The organism is Pantoea sp. BJ2, from assembly GCF_040255075.1.
Lineage (GTDB): Bacteria > Pseudomonadota > Gammaproteobacteria > Enterobacterales > Enterobacteriaceae > Pantoea > Pantoea leporis.
Window position 1 is genome coordinate 2,621,064 of the sequence record NZ_CP158292.1, and the last position, 16,550, is coordinate 2,637,613.

General features: G+C 59.6%; 9 protein-coding genes. 3 read left to right on the forward strand and 6 right to left on the reverse strand.

Annotation, left to right across the window (positions count from 1 at the left end):
• Positions 1–12: 12 nt before the first annotated feature.
• The 6 genes from phnK to phnF are packed head-to-tail and all read right to left on the reverse strand — an operon-like array spanning position 13 to position 4,415.
• On the reverse strand, positions 13–774 hold the full coding sequence (phnK, locus tag AAF463_RS12285; protein ID WP_101762819.1) for a phosphonate C-P lyase system protein PhnK: 762 nt from the start codon (positions 772–774) through the stop codon (positions 13–15).
• Positions 764–1,612 carry an alpha-D-ribose 1-methylphosphonate 5-phosphate C-P-lyase PhnJ gene (locus tag AAF463_RS12290; RefSeq protein ID WP_008105508.1) on the reverse strand — a complete coding sequence of 283 codons (849 nt, stop codon included), beginning with the start codon at positions 1,610–1,612 and terminating at the stop codon, positions 764–766. The genes phnK and AAF463_RS12290 overlap by 11 nt, the downstream gene beginning before the upstream one ends.
• Entirely contained in the window at positions 1,605–2,681 is a 1,077-nt protein-coding gene (locus AAF463_RS12295; RefSeq protein WP_192233476.1) for a carbon-phosphorus lyase complex subunit PhnI, read from the reverse strand. The genes AAF463_RS12290 and AAF463_RS12295 overlap by 8 nt, the downstream gene beginning before the upstream one ends.
• The gene (gene phnH / locus AAF463_RS12300; RefSeq protein WP_350260858.1) at positions 2,681–3,256 is read right to left on the reverse strand and encodes a phosphonate C-P lyase system protein PhnH; all 576 of its coding nucleotides are present in this window, start codon (positions 3,254–3,256) and stop codon (positions 2,681–2,683) included. The genes AAF463_RS12295 and phnH overlap by 1 nt, the downstream gene beginning before the upstream one ends.
• Complete coding sequence (phnG, locus tag AAF463_RS12305; RefSeq protein ID WP_192233474.1) at positions 3,256–3,702, reverse strand: phosphonate C-P lyase system protein PhnG; 447 nt, start codon at positions 3,700–3,702, stop codon at positions 3,256–3,258. Before phnG ends, phnH begins: the two co-directional genes overlap by 1 nt.
• Positions 3,699–4,415, reverse strand: a complete 717-nt coding sequence (gene phnF / locus AAF463_RS12310) for a phosphonate metabolism transcriptional regulator PhnF (protein WP_192233472.1) — start codon at positions 4,413–4,415, stop codon at positions 3,699–3,701. Before phnF ends, phnG begins: the two co-directional genes overlap by 4 nt.
• A 310-nt stretch (positions 4,416–4,725) precedes the next feature.
• On the opposite strand from phnF, the gene AAF463_RS12315 reads away from it, so the two are divergent.
• From AAF463_RS12315 to AAF463_RS12325, 3 genes are all read left to right on the forward strand, one after another.
• Positions 4,726–6,909 carry an EAL domain-containing protein gene (locus AAF463_RS12315; protein ID WP_350260859.1) on the forward strand — a complete coding sequence of 728 codons (2,184 nt, stop codon included), beginning with the start codon at positions 4,726–4,728 and terminating at the stop codon, positions 6,907–6,909.
• A 213-nt stretch (positions 6,910–7,122) separates the two neighbouring features.
• Positions 7,123–8,871, forward strand: coding sequence for an Ig-like domain-containing protein (locus tag AAF463_RS12320; protein WP_350260860.1), 1,749 nt, complete (start codon positions 7,123–7,125; stop codon positions 8,869–8,871).
• Between the two features lie 420 nt (positions 8,872–9,291).
• A complete protein-coding gene (locus AAF463_RS12325) occupies positions 9,292–16,422 on the forward strand; it encodes an Ig-like domain-containing protein (RefSeq protein WP_350260861.1) in 7,131 nt (2,376 codons plus the stop codon).
• Positions 16,423–16,550: the final 128 nt, after the last annotated feature.

Here is a 16,550-nt window from a genome sequence, read left to right on the forward strand (position 1 = left end):
TGATGTCCGCCATTAGTTAAGCACCGATGAAACCAGCAGCTGCGTATACGGATGATGTGGATCGTCCAGCACCCGGTCGGTCAACCCGCTCTCCACCACGCGCCCCTGCTTCATCACCAGCAGGCGATGCGCCAGCAACCGCGCCACGCCGAGATCGTGCGTTACAATCACCACCGCCAGATTCAGCTCACGTACCAGCGTGCGCAGCAGATCCAGCAGGCGCGCCTGCACCGACACATCCAGCCCGCCGGTTGGCTCATCCATAAATACCAGCGTCGGCTGCGTCACCAGGTTGCGGGCAATCTGTAAACGCTGCTGCATGCCGCCGGAAAAGGTGGTGGGCAGATCATCGATGCGATTGGCGGGGATCTCCACATCCTGCAGCCAGCGCATCGCCTCTTGACGAATATCACCGTAATGCCGCTGGCCCACCGCCATCAGCCGCTCGCCGATGTTGCCGCCCGCCGTGACTTGCGGACGCAAACCATCCAGCGGATGCTGATGCACCACGCCCCATTCGGTGCGCAGCAAGCGGCGGCGATCGCTCTCGCTCAGCTGATAGAGATCCTGCGCGCGATAAAGAATGTTGCCCTGCTGCGGCGCTAAGCGTGCCGACAGGCTGCGCAGCAAGGTGGTTTTGCCCGATCCGGATTCCCCAACAATGCCTAACACTTCGCCGGGATAGAGTTCAAAACTCACCTCTTCAAACCCTTTGCCGGGCGCGTAAAGGTGGGTGAGATGGTTGACCGCAAGCAGCGGCTGTTCACTGTGCATGCTGTTGTTCCTGCTGCTGGTGGCAAAAATCGGTATCGGAGCAGACAAACATGCGCGTACCGGCGTCATCCATCACCACCTCGTCGAGGTAGCTGTGGCGCGAACCGCACAGCGCGCAGGGTTCTTCCCACTGCTGCACGCTGAACGGGTGATCGTCGAAGTCGAGGCTTTCCACTTTGGTATACGGCGGCAGCGCATAGATGCGTTTCTCACGTCCGGCACCAAACAGCTGCAGCGCCGGCATCATGTGCATTTTGGGGTTGTCGAATTTGGGGATCGGCGACGGATCCATCACGTAGCGATCGTTGACCTTCACCGGATAGGCATAGGTGGTGGCGATATGGCCGTAGCGGGCGATATCTTCATACAGCTTCACCTGCATGATGCCGTACTCCTCCAGCGCGTGCATGGTGCGGGTTTCGGTCTCGCGCGGCTCGATAAAGCGCAGCGGCTCGGGGATCGGCACCTGGAAAATCAGGATTTGATCTTCTTCCAGCGGCGTTTCCGGAATGCGGTGGCGCGTCTGGATCAGCGTGGCATCACGGGTCGCTTCGGTGGTTGCCGCGCCGCTGACGCGCTGGAAGAAGCGACGAATGGATACCGCGTTGGTGGTGTCATCCGCGCCCTGATCGATCACCTTCAGCACATCGGCATCGCCAATAATACTGGCGGTGATCTGAATCCCGCCGGTGCCCCAACCGTAGGGCATCGGCATTTCGCGTCCGGCGAACGGCACCTGATAACCGGGAATCGCCACCGCCTTCAGAATGGCGCGGCGGATGGTGCGTTTGGTCTGCTCATCCAGATAACCGTTGTTGTAGCCGGTTAACTCACTCATGGTTATGCTCCTGATGCGGTTGGCGCAGTTGCTTCAGCAGCTCAAGCTCCGCCTGGAAATCGACGTAGTGCGGCAGTTTCAGATGCGAGACAAAGCCCGCAGCTTCGACGTTGTCGGCATGCGACAGCACAAACTCTTCGTCCTGCGCCGGGCCGGCAATACGTTCGTGGTACTCCGGCGCCTGCAACGCGCGATCCACCAGCGCCATCGCCATCGCTTTGCGCTCGGAACGGCCAAACACCAAACCGTAACCGCGCGTAAAGTGCGGCGCGCTGTCAGTTTCGGTGGTGAAGCCGTTCACCATCTCGCATTCGGTCAGCAGGATTTCGCCAATCTCAATCTCAAAGCCCAACTCTTCCGGGCAGATTGACACGCTGAGATAACCGGTACGAATTTCGCCGGCGAACGGATGATTACGGCCGTAGCCGCGCTGCGTCGAGTAGCCGAGCGCCAGCAGAAAACCTTCGTCGCCGCGCACCAGCTGTTGCAGCCGTGCGGCGCGCGTTGCCGGATAGCCTGGCGGTTCGCGCGTGATGTCGCACGGCTCGCTGCCGTCATCCTCTTCGCGTGCCGCCAAGCCTTCAGCCGTCATCATGCTGAACACGTGCGGACAACGTTGTGGCAGCGCCTGATCGTCACGCGGCGCGGCGGGCGTTTCGCCATTCGCCAGCAGCGTGAAATCGAGCAGGCGATGGCTGTAATCGTAGGTTGGGCCGAGCACCTGGCCGCCCGGCAAATCCTTGTAAACCGCTGAGATGCGGCGTTCGAGGCGCATCTCAGCGGTTGCCAGCGCCAGGCTATCGGCGAGGCGCGGCAGCGTGGTGCGATAGGCGCGTAGCAGGAAAATCGCTTCCACCAGATCGCCGCTCGCCTGTTTAATTGCTAAAGCCGCCAGCTGCGGATCGTAGATGCCGCCTTCGGTCATCACGCGATCGACCGCTAAACCCAACTGTTGCGCCACCTGATCGCAACCCAATTCGGCGACCTCGCGATCGCCACGACGCAGATCGGCCTGCAGCTGATGGGCGCTGGCTATCGCCTTTTCGCCCCCTTTGACCGCAACGTACATCAGCACACCTCCACGTCGGTGGTGCGTGGCAGCGCCATCATCGCTTCACCGCAGGTGAAAATCAGATCCACACCTTGCGGGAACGGATGTGGGCGCTCACGCAGATAGTGCAGAATCGCTTCCGGCAGCTGCGGCGCAACGGCGCGCGGCTCACGTAAGCCGGGACCGGAAAGACGCAGCGTTAAGCCACCGCTCAGTGATGGCACTTCCACAATCAGCGTGGTGCTTTTTTCCGGTGACATATTGTCGCCAGAGGCAAACAGCGCCGGATCGGGATTGGCCGCCGCATGCGTCAGCGCAAAGGGGGCATCGCGTTCATCGACAATCGGCACGCCGGTGTGGAAACGCAGGTTGCTGCGTACCACGTCATTATCGATGCGGCCATCGAGCCACAGCGCGCTCTCCTGATCGACCAGCGTCAGCAGCACCGCCGTGGCCGCCGGCGAGAGATCGCCCCAGCCCTGTTGCAGCGGCAACGATACCATCACGCCCGGCTCGCTCATCGCTTTGAGGATGCGACGAAAAGCACGTTGGGCATCGGCCACCGGATGGGTAAAACCTGCCAGTAAAGTCATCAGTTATCTCCGCGAACCAGCGTAAAGAAATCCACTTTGGAGCTGGCGATTTCACGCGCGCGCAGCTGTCGCTGCTCTTCACGCAGAGCCGCCAGCGGGGCAATCAATTTTTCCTGCAACAGCGTCTGGGTTTCCGGCTGTTGCAGCAGCGCATCAATCAGCGCGCAGCGTTCGGCGTGCGCTTTGTCGCGCCCCAGCACGTAGCTAAAGCCGAGCGTGCCGTTGTGCAGCTTCACCACCGCACGCGTCACCGTGGCATCGCCCATCACAAAGCGCTTACCGCTGCCGCCCATGCGCGCCTGCAGGCGAGTTAAGCCAGTTTCTGCCGGACGGATGCGTTCAAAATCAGTATTGATACGTAACGGCTGCCAGTGCGCTTCAAGCTGGCTGGCTTCACTGTGCGCCAGCACCGAGAGCCAATGCTGGCGGGCGGTTTGCTGTGTCATTCGTGCTCCAGAGTCAGTTCAATCATGTCGCCACGCGTCAGACTGACGGAGTATTCCGCTACCTGACCGTCGCTGTGTTTATTGAGGGTGCGCACACACAGCAGCGGCGACTGCAGCGCAATCTCAAGCTGCTTGCACTCTTTGGCTTGTGCACGACGCGTACTGATGCGGGTTTGGCTGCGCGTCAGGCTCAGGCCAAGCTGCTGCTGCATAAAGTCGTGCAGTGAACCGCTGTGGAACTGTTGCAGCGCCGGCCACCAGCTGAGTTGCGCCAGGAAGTGGTTAATGACGCACACCGCCACACCATTGACGCGGCGCAGCGTGCGCAAGTGGATAACGTTGTCACCTTCGTTGACGCCCAGCGCGCTCGCCACATCACTGCTCGCCGGACGCAGCACCGCCAGCAGACGCTCGCTGGTGGGATGGCTGCCCTGCTCCATCAGGTTCTGGCTGAAGCGCGCCTGCGCATGCAGCGGATAATCGTACGGCCGCATCAGCACCAAAATGCCCACGCCGTGACGCCGTTGCAGCAGGCCTTTGTTGACCAGCTCATCCACCGCGCGCCGCAAGGTGTGACGATTCACTGCGTAGTGATCGGCCAACTGCTGTTCAGAAGGCAGATAGTCGCCGCAGCGATAGCGCTCCTGCAGCGCCTGCTCAAGTTGGGCGGCAACAGCCTGATAAACAGTGGTCGGATGTCTGGATATCTCCATCACGCTCAATACCTCATTCGCATTGGTTGAGGAACGCAGCGGGCTTGCTGCGGGATGGCGATTACATTGCGCATGTCAGATGACAGCGCCGTGACGGCTCAATGACGGGCGGATGAATTTGTTTTAGGGCAGCAGAATTGCAGCGAAACGGACGGCGTTTTAATAAATTATTTTTAACTTTTCTGTTTGTGACAGCATTCAAAAAATTAACGCTAATTTACATCACGCTTTCAGCTCCCTTACAGAATACAGCCTGCGGATGTTCTGCTAGGTTAAAGGATGAACCCTTCTTGTCAGGCCAACTTTTAAAATGATTAACGCAATAAAACTATCGGATGGTTTTCGCCGCAACTTTGTGCGTGAAGTTATTTTGCCGCTGCTGGCAATTTTGCTTCTGACCTTTGTCGGCGCGGGCGTGGGTCTGTTCTGGGGCACAGCGTTAAGCAATAACGAAGCGCGCGATCAGCAACAGCGCATGATCCAGGCTTCGTTTACCCAGAGCCTGACGGAACATCTGCGCCAGCTGCGCAGCCTGACGCGCTGGTCTCCGCTGGCCGATCAGCTGGCGTCGTCGCATCCCGATCAACGCTGGCTGACGCAAAATGTCGGCGGCTGGCTCTATGACATGTTTGATCACCAGCTGGTGGTGCTGCTGGACCGCGACAACCAGCTGATCAACGTGTGGCGCAATGGCCAGCCGGTGCCGGACAAGCGCATCGGACCTAATCTGCAGGACATGCTGAACAGTCCGCTGGTGCAAAACAGCGATGTGGTAGCCGGCCCCACCGATCACGCCGATTTCGTGCGCATCGGTCAACGCGCCGCCGCGCTGGCGGTGGGCGATATCAGCAGTACCAAACAGGCCGGGCGCTATCGTCTGGTAAGCATTAAGTTTCTCGACGATGGCTATCTGCGCAACCTCGCCGATCGCAGCCAGCTGCGTCAGTTGCATTTCAGCGACAGCGAGCCAGCGGGGAAAACCAAAGCGCGCTATCTGCTGAATTCACAACAGGGCGAACCGGTCGGTTATCTCAGCTGGAATCCCGATAAGCCCGGCGCGCAGATGTTACGCACCCTCGGCCCGTCTACCTTGCTGTCGGTGATCCTGATTACCGTGCTGTGTTTGGTGATGGTGCGCCGCATCTGGACCTCGTCACTCAAGCTGTCGCAGTCGCTGCTGAAACTCGGTGCCAGTGAAGCGCAGGCGCAGCATCTGGCCTTTCATGATGTGTTAACCGGTTTGCCCAATCGTTCCCTGGTGGAAGATCGCTTAACCCAGGCGCTGGCGCTGGCCGGACGCCACGATCAGCGCGTGGCGCTGCTGCTGCTGGATCTTGATCGCTTCAAAAATATCAATGATACCTACGGCCATCACGCCGGGGATGAGTTGATTATTGAGGTGGCGCGCCGCCTCAATGAGATTGTGCGCACCAGCGACACCGTGGGCCGCATCGGCGGCGACGAGTTCATCATCGTGATGCCGGAGGTGGAGAATATTGGTCAGGTGCAATCGCTGGCGCAACGCATCATCAGCCGCCTGAGCGAGCCGTATCAGCTGGTGGGCAGCGAGCTGTGGGTAGGCGTCAGCATCGGTCTGGCGCTGGCGCCAAAAGACGGTATTGATCGGCTGGAGCTGATGCGCAAAGCGGATATCGCCCTTTATGACGCCAAAAACCACGGACGCGGCCAGTATCGCCAGTTCGAAAAAGTGATGGATGAATCGCTGCGCACCCGTCAGCAGATGGCGGCGGATTTGCGTCAGGCGCTGGTGAAGTTTAGTGGATTGGCGGTGTGGTATCAGCCGTTAATGGATATCAGCGGCCAGCAGGTGGTTGGCCTGGAGGCGCTGTTGCGCTGGCATCACGCCATGCGCGGCGACGTTGCACCGGGTGATTTCATCGCCATCGCCGAAGAGACCGGCATGATCATCCCGCTCGGCGAATGGGTGCTGCGCGAAGCCTGTAAAACGTCGCTCAAGCTGCCGGATATTGTGGTGGCGGTGAACGTCTCGCCGGTGCAGTTCCGCGCGGTGAATTTTGTTGAGCGCATCATCCATATCGTGCAGGAAGAAGGTGCCGATCCGCAGCGCATGGAGCTGGAGATCACCGAAGGCGTGCTGATCGAAGATGAACACGAGGCGCGCAACAGCATCATTGCACTGCGCGAAGCCGGCTTCCGGATTGCGTTGGATGATTTTGGTACCGGCTATTCAAGCCTTAATTACCTCAGCAGCTTCCCGGTGGACAAAATCAAGATTGACCGTTCGTTTACTCAGTCGCTGGGCGTGGCGCAGAACTCTACTGCGATTGTGGAATCGGTGGTGCGGTTAGGTCACGCGATGGGCTTAACGGTGACCGCTGAAGGCGTGGAAACCGAAGGCCAGAAAAACGCGCTGGCCGATGCAGGCTGTAATCAGCTGCAAGGCTATTTGTTTAGCCACGCGGTGCCGCTGGATGACATTTTGACCATGTTGCCGCCCGCTTCCCGCCCTTAACGCTCCCGCGCGGCGGCCGCCGACTGCCGCGCTTTTCTCGCTCACGCATTGAAAAGCTGCGTGCGCATCGGGACCATTCTCGTACCCTGATTAACGCGTTTAACCCATCCTCTCGTCTGTGCGCTTGCCAGCCCAAGCCGGACCGGCATGTTGCCCGCCCGTTTCGGCAAGCAAGGCGTCAATCCCTTCTTTTACTCTGTTAAGGAACTACAGATGAACACACGCTATCCGGATTACACCCTCGACACCGACCGCGCGTCGCGTGAAAACGGTTCAACCGCCTATATCGCGCTCGATAATTCAACTTATGTGATTGAGCAAACCGCCACCAAAACCCTGAGTAGCTTCCCTGAAAGCCTCGTCAGTGACACACCGGTAAGCTACGCGCACCAGCCTTCGTCTTACGCTTACGGCGTAAAAGCGATCACCCCGGTTATTCGCTATGCCTGGGATGACGTTGGACAGGAGCAAGGCGTGCGTGCCAGCGGCAACCGCACCGATGATGCCGCTCCGACCCTGCGCGGCACCGGCCCGGCGAACACTTACATGGACATTATGTTCACCAATGGCAGCGTAACCCGCTACAACGGTATCACCACCGATGCTGACGGTAACTGGAGCTGGACGCCACGCGCCGATTTGGCCGATGGTACCTGGACATTTAAAGTGCAGGCCGACGGCCAGGACACGTGGAGCAATGCGTTCAAGCTGGTCATCGACACCCCGGCGGCACCGGACGCGCTGATCACCCACATCTACGATAACGTGGGCAGCGAGCAAGGCGAACGTTTCAGCGGCAGCATTACCGATGATGCGATGCCGACCCTGCACGGCACCGGACCGGCTAACACGCTGATTGATATCCTGTATACCGATGGCGGCAGGGTGCGCACCAACAGCACCTTCACCGACAACGAGGGCAACTGGAGCTGGACGCCCTGGCAGAATCTGAATGACGGCTACTGGACATTCCAGGTGCAGGTTGAGGGCGCACCGAGCTGGAGCCAGAGCTTCGCGATCACCATTGATACGCCAGAAGGCCGTATGGCGATGCGCGACGCTGAGATCTCCCATATTACGGATAATGTCGGCAGCGATCAGGGTGACCGCTTCTCTGGCAGCATTACCGATGATGCGATGCCGACCCTGCACGGCACCGGACCGGCTAACACGCTGATTGATATCCTGTATACCGATGGCGGCAGGGTGCGCACCAACAGCACCTTCACCGACAACGAGGGCAACTGGAGCTGGACACCCTGGCAGAATCTGAATGACGGCTACTGGACGTTCCAGGTGCAGGTTGAGGGCGCACCGAGCTGGAGCCAGAGCTTCGCGATCACCATTGATACGCCAGAAGGCCGTATGGCGATGCGCGACGCTGAGATCTCCCATATTACGGATAACGTCGGCAGCGATCAGGGTGACCTTTACAGCGGCAGCATCACTGACGACGCGTTGCCAACCCTGCATGGCACCGGTCCGGCTAATACGTTGATCGATATTTTGTATACCGATGGCGGCAGAGTGCGTACCAACAGCACCTTCACTGACAACGAGGGCAACTGGAGCTGGACGCCCTGGCAGAATCTGAATGACGGCTACTGGACATTCCAGGTGCAGGTTGAGGGCGCACCAAGCTGGAGCCAGAGCTTCGCGATCACCATTGATACCTCAGCAGATACAGCAAGCGGTGATGACGCGTTTAACAACGCGTTAACGTCACTGAGTGTTGGCGATCTGCTGTCCGTTGTTGATAGTGACGTATTGATTGATAACGGTAAAACGCAGTACATGCTGGACAGCGACGCCAACAACGTGGTGAAGCTGGAGGATATTCTGTCCGGCAACGATATTGACGGCTGGCAACAGCAGCAAGGCACCCTCACCGTTGCTGGCATTCAATACGATGTTTATCAGTACACGGATGAGACCGAATTACTGGTGCAACACGCCGTTTAAACGCTGATGATATAGCGGCGCTAATCGAGCATCGCGATTACCAAGCCATACAGCCTTTGCTGTGTGGCTTTTTTGTTTGTGGGCGGCGTGAAAAAGATGCCCGGTACAAAACAGGACGACACCATGATAGGACGCAAGAACAGTCGGTTATTGAATTATGATTTCACCGCTGCGGGCACCTGTTTTCCGCACCCGCCGTTGAGCGGCCAAACGTAATCATCACTCAGAATTTGCACGTCACCGTTTCGGCGCGATTTATCGCGCGTGCCAGAGTTTCTCCCCTGCGTTCCACCAGGAATTTTCCTTCTTTGCAGACGGTTCTTGATACAGGCCCGTAACACGTTGCTCTACCATCCCCGCCGCTGTGCGATGTCGTGTAAACCGCGACGCACTATTGACAACACATTATGGACGATACCTATGAATGATTTATTAGCCCGCAGCCCGGTGATATATCGCGAAAGCGCCGACGGCAAATTGGTGTTTGGTAACAGTAAAACAGCGCTGGAGCCCGGCGGCTTTATCGAGCTGGTGATTGGCACCGACATTTTCCGCGTCCCGGTAAACGATGAAGGCTTTTACCGCTGGGAAGCGCCGACGCCCTACGCCGACGGCGAGTACAGCTTCTCCCTCCGCCACTTTGACGCCGCCGGCAACCGCAGCACGCCGACGCTCGGCATCCAGATTGTCGACACCACCCCGCCGGACGCGCCGGAGCTGGTTAACCTCTACGACGACCAGGGCGCCGTGACCGGCAGCTTTGACCCCGGCAAGGCCACCGACGACAAACGCCCGACGCTGACCGGCATCGCGCAGAAAGGCAGCACCGTTTACCTGCTCAACGACAAAAATGAAAAAATCGGCAGCGCGGTGGCGGACAAGGTCACCGGCAAGTGGGTGATGGAGCCGGCGCAGGACCTGCAAGACGGCATTAACAGCCTGCGCCTGATGGCCGAAGAGACCTTCGGCGGCAAGCTGCGCGCCGGCGCGCCTTCAGCGGCGTTTGACATCGTGATTGTTGGCGACAACGCCACGGTTACCATTACCGATGCGTTTGACGACGCGGGCAGCTTCACCGGGGCGCTCGGCAACGGCGCGCTCACCGACGACGCCACGCCGACCCTGCGCGGCGAGGTCTCCATCGGCAGCACCGTTATCGTCTATTATCGCCTCGCCGGCAGCCCGACCTGGGCCGGCAGCGCCACCGCCACCGTCAGCGGCGAGACCTGGACCTGGACGCCGGGCAGCAACCTGCCGTACGGCCGCTATGAATTCCAGGCCAGCACCGGCGACGTCGCCTCGGCGCTGTTTGAGCTGGAGATCGCCAGCCCGTCCGATATCGTCCTGCGCCCCCGCTTTGAAACGGTTATCGACGACTTCGGCGATGCCACCGGCCTGCTGGAAAGCGGCGCCATCACCGACGACGCCACGCCCACCTTCCAGGGCCGGGCGGAAGCCAACAGCCAGGTGGTGATCCGCTATACGCTGGCGGGCGGCGCTGCTGCCTCCGTCACCGTTGACGCCGACAGCACCGGCCGCTGGAGCTGGCCGCCGGACACTGAGCTGGCCGCCGGCCAGTGGTCGTTCGACGTCAAATCTCTGGGGCAGACGCACTGGAACGACAGTTTCGATCTGATCATTGTTTCCGAAAGCGACGGCGGCTTTGCGCCCGTCATCGATTACGCGGTGGATGACTTCGGTCCCGTGACCGGCAACCTCGGCAGCGGCGGCAGCACCGACGACAGCACGCCAGCGCTGCACGGTCGCGCCGAAGCCAACAGCCTGGTGATCCTGCGCTACACCCTGGGCGACGGCCACTATGCCAGCGCCAGCATAAAAGCAGACGCAGCTGGCAACTGGTCGTGGACGCCGCCGGAGCTGGCCAGCGGCAGCTGGACCTTCGAGGTGAAGAAAACCGGTCAGATGGACTGGAGCAGCTTTACGCTCACCATCGATCCCAATGCCGATCGCAACGCCAGCATCGACAGCGCGCTGGATAACGCGGGCCCGGTGACCGGCAGCCTGAGCAGCGGCGCGTCCACCGACGACACCACGCCAACCCTGCGCGGCACCGGCCCGGCCAGCAGCGTTATCACCCTGCGCTACAAGCTCGGCAACGGTAGCTATACCCTCGACAGCGTGAGCGTGGATGCAGACGGCAACTGGTCGTGGACGCCGGATACGCTGGCGAAGGGCAGCTGGACCTTTGAGGTGCAGAAGGCCGGCCAGAGCGACTGGAGCAGCTTCCAGCTGACCATCGATCCGGACCTCGATCGCTATCCGACCATCGACAGCGCGCTGGACAACGCGGGCCCGGTAACCGGCAGCCTGAGCAGCGGCGCGTCCACCGATGACACCACCCCAACCCTGCGCGGGACCGGCCCGGCCAACAGCGTTATTACCCTGCGCTACAAGCTCGGCAACGGTGGCTACAGCGTCGACAGCGCGAGCGTGGATGCAGACGGCAACTGGTCATGGACGCCAAATACGCTGGCGAAAGGCAGCTGGACCTTTGAGGTACAGAAGGCCGGCCAGAGCGGCTGGAGCAGCTTTAAGCTGACCATCGATCCGGCGCTGGACCTGAAGCCAACCATTGACAGCGCCTGGGACGACTTTGGCGCGGTAACCGGCAGCCTGACAAGCGGTGACACCACCGATGACAACACGCCAACCCTGCGCGGTACCGGCGTGGCCGGCACCATCATCCACTTCCAGAACGGCCTGGCGGGCGGCAAGTGGTATGACGTGGGCAGCACCGTCGTTAAAGCGGACGGCACCTGGGAGTGGACCTCACCGGTACTGAGCAAAAACGGCACCTGGGAGTTTCACGCGAAGGCGCAAAACGGCGACGTTATCAGCGGCTGGACCGGGAAATTTATTCTGAAGTACGTTGCTGCCGCCGGACCGGTGATTACCGATGCGCTGGACGACGTCGGCCCGGTAACCGGCAGCCTGAGCAGCGGCGCGTCCACCGACGACAGCACGCCAACCCTGCGCGGCACCGGCCCGGCCAACAGCACCATTACGCTGCGCTACAAGCTGGGCAGCGGCAGCTACGCCTCTACCACGGTAAACGTTGATGCAAATGGTGACTGGTCATGGACGCCGGATACGCTGGCGAAGGGTAGCTGGACCTTTGAGGTGCAGAACGCCGGCCAGAACGGCTGGAACAGCTTCCAGTTGACCATCGATCCGGACCTAGATCGCTACCCGACCATCGACAGCGCGCTGGATAACGCGGGCCCGGTGACCGGCAGCCTGAGCAGCGGCGCGTCCACCGATGACACCACCCCAACCCTGCGCGGCACCGGCCCGGCCAACGGCACCATCACCCTGCGCTATAAAATGGACGGCGGTAACTACGCCTCCACCACGGTGAGCGTGGACAACGCAGGCAACTGGTCGTGGACGCCGGATACGCTGACAAAAGGCAGCTGGACCTTTGAGGTGCAGAAAGCCGGGCAGAGCGACTGGAGCAGCTTCACGCTGACCATCGATCCGGACCTTGATCGCTACCCGACCATCGACAGCGCGCTGGATAACGCGGGCCCGGTGACCGGCAGCCTGAGCAGCGGCGCGTCCACCGATGACACCACCCCAACCCTGCACGGCAGCGGCCCGGCCAGCAGCACCATTACGCTGCGCTACAAGCTCGGCAGCGGCAGCTACGCCTCCACCACGGTGAGCGTGGACGGCAACGGCAACTGGTCGTGGACGCCGGATACGCTGGCAGAAGGCAGCTGGACCTTTGAGGTGCAGAAGGCCGGCCAGAGCGACTGGAGCAGCTTCACGCTGACCATCGATCCAAACCTGGATCGCAACGCCACCATCGACAGCGCGTTCGACAACGTCGGTCCGGTGACCGGCAGCCTGAGCAGCGGCGGCAGCACCGACGACACCACGCCGACCCTGCGTGGCAGCGGCCCGGCCAACAGCACTATTACGCTGCGCTATAAAATGGACGGCGGCAGCTACGCCTCCACCACGGTGAGCGTGGACGTAAACGGCACCTGGTCGTGGACGCCGGATACGCTGGCAGAAGGCAGCTGGACCTTTGAGGTGCAGAAGGCCGGGCAGAACGACTGGAGCAGCTTCACGTTGACCATCGACCCGGTTCTCGATCGCTACCCAACCATCGACAGCGCGCTGGATAACGAGGGCCCGGTGACCGACACGCTGCGCAGCGGCGACACCACCGACGACAGCACGCCGACCCTGCGCGGCACCGGCGTGGCCAACAGCGTCATCACCCTGCGCTATAAGCTCGACAGCGGCAGCTACGCCAGCACCACAGTAAACGTGGACGGCAACGGCAAGTGGACGTGGACGCCGGATACGCTGGCCAGCGGCAGCTGGACCTTTGAGGTGCAGAAGGCCGGCCAGAACGGCTGGAGCAGCTTCACGCTGACCATCGACCCGACCGTGGACCACGATGCCGTGATCACCAGCGCCTGGGATGATTTTGGCGCCGTGACCGGCACCATTGCCAACGGCGGGATCACCGACGACAGCACCCCGACGCTGCGCGGCACCGGCCCGGCCAACAGCAGCATCACGCTGAAGTACAGCAACGGCGACCGCAGCGCCGGCATCATGATTAAAGTGGATGCCAGCGGTAACTGGACGTGGACCGCGCCAGAGCTGGAGGAGGGACACTGGACCTTTGAGGTGAAGAAGACTGGCCAGGAAAGCGCGAGCCGCTACGAGCTGACCATTGATGCCAACGCGGACCACAACGCCAGCATCGACAGCGCGTTCGACAACGTCGGTCCGGTGACCGGCAGCCTGAGCAGCGGCGCGACCACCGATGACACCACGCCAACCCTGCACGGTACCGGCCCGGCCAACAGCGTTATCACCTTGCGCTACAAGCTCGGCAACGGTGGCTACACCCTCGACAGCGCGAGCGTGGATGCAGACGGCAACTGGTCATGGACGCCGAAAACGCTGGCGAAGGGCAACTGGACCTTTGAGGTGCAGAAAGCCAGCCAGAACGACTGGAGCAGCTTCACACTGACCATTGATCCAACCGTGGATCGCAATGCGACTATTGACTACGCCTATGATAATTTTGGTGATGTGAAAGGCATGATCGCGCGAGGTGGTATCACCGATGACGCCACCCCAACCCTTTCCGGTACCGGCCCGGCCAACAGCCTGATCTCCTTACGTTATAAGCTCGGCAGCGGCACCTACACTACGACCAGCGTCAGCGTCGATGCCAACGGCAACTGGAGCTGGACGCCGGATGCGCTGGCGAAGGGCAGCTGGACTTTTGAGGTGCAGAGGGCCGGTCAGAGCGACTGGAAAAGCTTCCAGCTCACTATCGAACCTACCGCCGACCGCAAGCCGATCATTGAAAGCGCATGGGATGACTTCGGTCCCACCACCGGCCTTATCGCCAATGGCGGCACCACCGATGACAGTACGCCGACCCTGCGCGGCACCGGCGCGGCGAACAGCACGATATTGCTGCGCTATTTCTGCCTGGCCACCATGTATGAGGACACCATCAAAGTTGACGCCAGCGGTAACTGGACATGGACTGCGCCAGAGCTCATTGACGGCCTGTGGACCTTTGAGGTGAAAAAACAGGGGGATTACAAATGGAACAGTTATGAGCTGACCATTGATTCCAACGCGGACCGTGACGCCACCATCGACAGCGCGCTCGACAACGCGGGTCCGGTGACCGGCAGCCTTGCGAGCGGCGCCACCACCGATGACACCACGCCAACCCTGCGTGGCAGCGGCCCGGCTAACAGCGTCATCACACTGCGCTATAAGCTCGGTAACGACAGCTACGCCTCCACCACCGTAAACGTGGACGGCAGCGGCAAATGGACGTGGACGTCGTCCGCGCTGGCGAAAGGCAGCTGGACCTTTGAGGTGCAGAAAGCTGGCCAGAGCGACTGGAGCAGCTTCCAGCTGACCATCGATCCGACGCTGGATATGCAGCCCATCATCGACGATGCCTGGGACAATTTTGGCGCGGTCACCGGCAGCCTGCAGAACGGTGATACCACCGACGACAGCACGCCAACCCTGCGCGGACGTGGCGTGGCCGGCACCATCATCCATATCGAGAGATGCCTCTCGGGTATGCAGTGGGCGAGCGTGGGCAGCACCGTGGTGAAAACCGACGGCACCTGGGGTTGGACCTCACCGGCGCTGAGTAGCAGCAATACGTGGAACTTCCAGGCCCGCGCGCAGACTGGCGATCATTACAGCGCGTGGAGCGACAAATTCGTAGTGGAATACGTCGCGGCAGCGCCTGGCGCGCCTGTCATCACCGATGCGTTTGACAATTTTGGTGCTGAAACCGGCAGCCTCGCCAGCGGTGATACCACCGATGACCAGACGCCGACCCTGCGCGGCACCGCGCTGGCAAACAGCGTGGTGATGATCCGTGCACAGCATGCGGCGGGTGAGAAAATCTTCAGCGTGCAGGCGAGTGCGGATGGTAACTGGAGCTGGACGCCGGAAAAGGCGCTGGCGAAGGGGGACTGGGATTTCCAGGTAAAAAATTCTGGCGCGGAAAGCTGGGGTCAAACATTCGAATTGAATTTGGATAGAGGCCCTGTTAAAAGTTCAATAATTGATTTTGAGAGATATAATGCGGGTGATGTTGAACCTTCTCATCAATATTGGTTTGAAGATAACTTTTATTTCAATTTCTTCAATCTTGTTGGAGAAGAAAAATACACTCATGTTGTTGACACGCCAGACAATGCGCCTGACATTCTTGGAGATAAAGCCTTTATTATAGGAGATTATACTCAAGCCGTCATAGGGCACTATGGCCCAATAGATCCTCCGTATGAAAATTTCAAATGTGACATTTGGTACGCAGGAGAGACAGAAATGAGATTTAAATTTTACCTTCAATTATTTAAAGGTTCGCGTGACCCACAGGAATTTACCATTCGTATGAAAGCTGGGGAAGTTTTTTCGCTGAATGTGCAAGATTATATTGAAGATAAATCTATACAGCCTGAAATATATTTTCTTAAATTTGAATTTGGGCATAACTCTAGAAATGTTTATATAGATAATTTATCTATTGAATATAGCCCTAAAGCATTAGAAAATTTATCGGATAAAGTAGAAAACCTCGTCCACTTCCTTGATGGCGTCGACGCATTAATCGAGCACGCCATCATCGGCAGTGAAACGCAGGTGGATACTTTGCAATTAACCGGCAAAGATCAGCTGCTCGATTTGTCTCAGCATAAAGCAGAGATTCAGTCGGTGGAGATCTTTGATATTCGTGGCAGCGGGGATAATACGCTGAAAATCGATCTGGATGCGCTGCTGCATTACGGCGAAAAAGATCTGTTTATCGAAGACGGTAAAACCCAGCTGATGGTCAACGGCGATGCCGGCGATGTGGTGCAGCTGAAAGATATTCTGCCGGAAGGCAGCGATATCAGCGAGTGGCAGCATCAGCAGGGCACCGTGACGGTCGCGGGCGTGGAGTACGAAGTGTACAGCCACGGCGACGACGCGGAACTGCTGGTGCAGCAGGGGGTGAAAACCGAGCTGATTTAACGGTTAGATCCTTCTAAATCTGTCTGGAAAGCCACCGAAATTCGGTGGCTTTTTTTTGTTGTTTACCCACTCAGAACGTGCTGGCACCGTGCCCCGGCGGGTATTACACGGCCAGCCTCTGCGGCTGC

Excerpts from the sequence above, each read along its gene's own strand:
- phnK (WP_101762819.1), bottom strand. The coding sequence starts at position 774 with ATGCACAGTGAACAGCCGCTGCTTGCGGTCAACCATCTCACCCACCTT.
- AAF463_RS12315 (WP_350260859.1), top strand. The coding sequence starts at position 4,726 with ATGATTAACGCAATAAAACTATCGGATGGTTTTCGCCGCAACTTTGTG.
- phnH (WP_350260858.1), bottom strand. The coding sequence starts at position 3,256 with ATGACTTTACTGGCAGGTTTTACCCATCCGGTGGCCGATGCCCAACGT.
- phnG (WP_192233474.1), bottom strand. The coding sequence starts at position 3,702 with ATGACACAGCAAACCGCCCGCCAGCATTGGCTCTCGGTGCTGGCGCAC.
- AAF463_RS12325 (WP_350260861.1), top strand. The coding sequence starts at position 9,292 with ATGAATGATTTATTAGCCCGCAGCCCGGTGATATATCGCGAAAGCGCC.
- phnF (WP_192233472.1), bottom strand. The coding sequence starts at position 4,415 with ATGGAGATATCCAGACATCCGACCACTGTTTATCAGGCTGTTGCCGCC.
- AAF463_RS12320 (WP_350260860.1), top strand. The coding sequence starts at position 7,123 with ATGAACACACGCTATCCGGATTACACCCTCGACACCGACCGCGCGTCG.
- AAF463_RS12290 (WP_008105508.1), bottom strand. The coding sequence starts at position 1,612 with ATGAGTGAGTTAACCGGCTACAACAACGGTTATCTGGATGAGCAGACC.
- AAF463_RS12295 (WP_192233476.1), bottom strand. The coding sequence starts at position 2,681 with ATGTACGTTGCGGTCAAAGGGGGCGAAAAGGCGATAGCCAGCGCCCAT.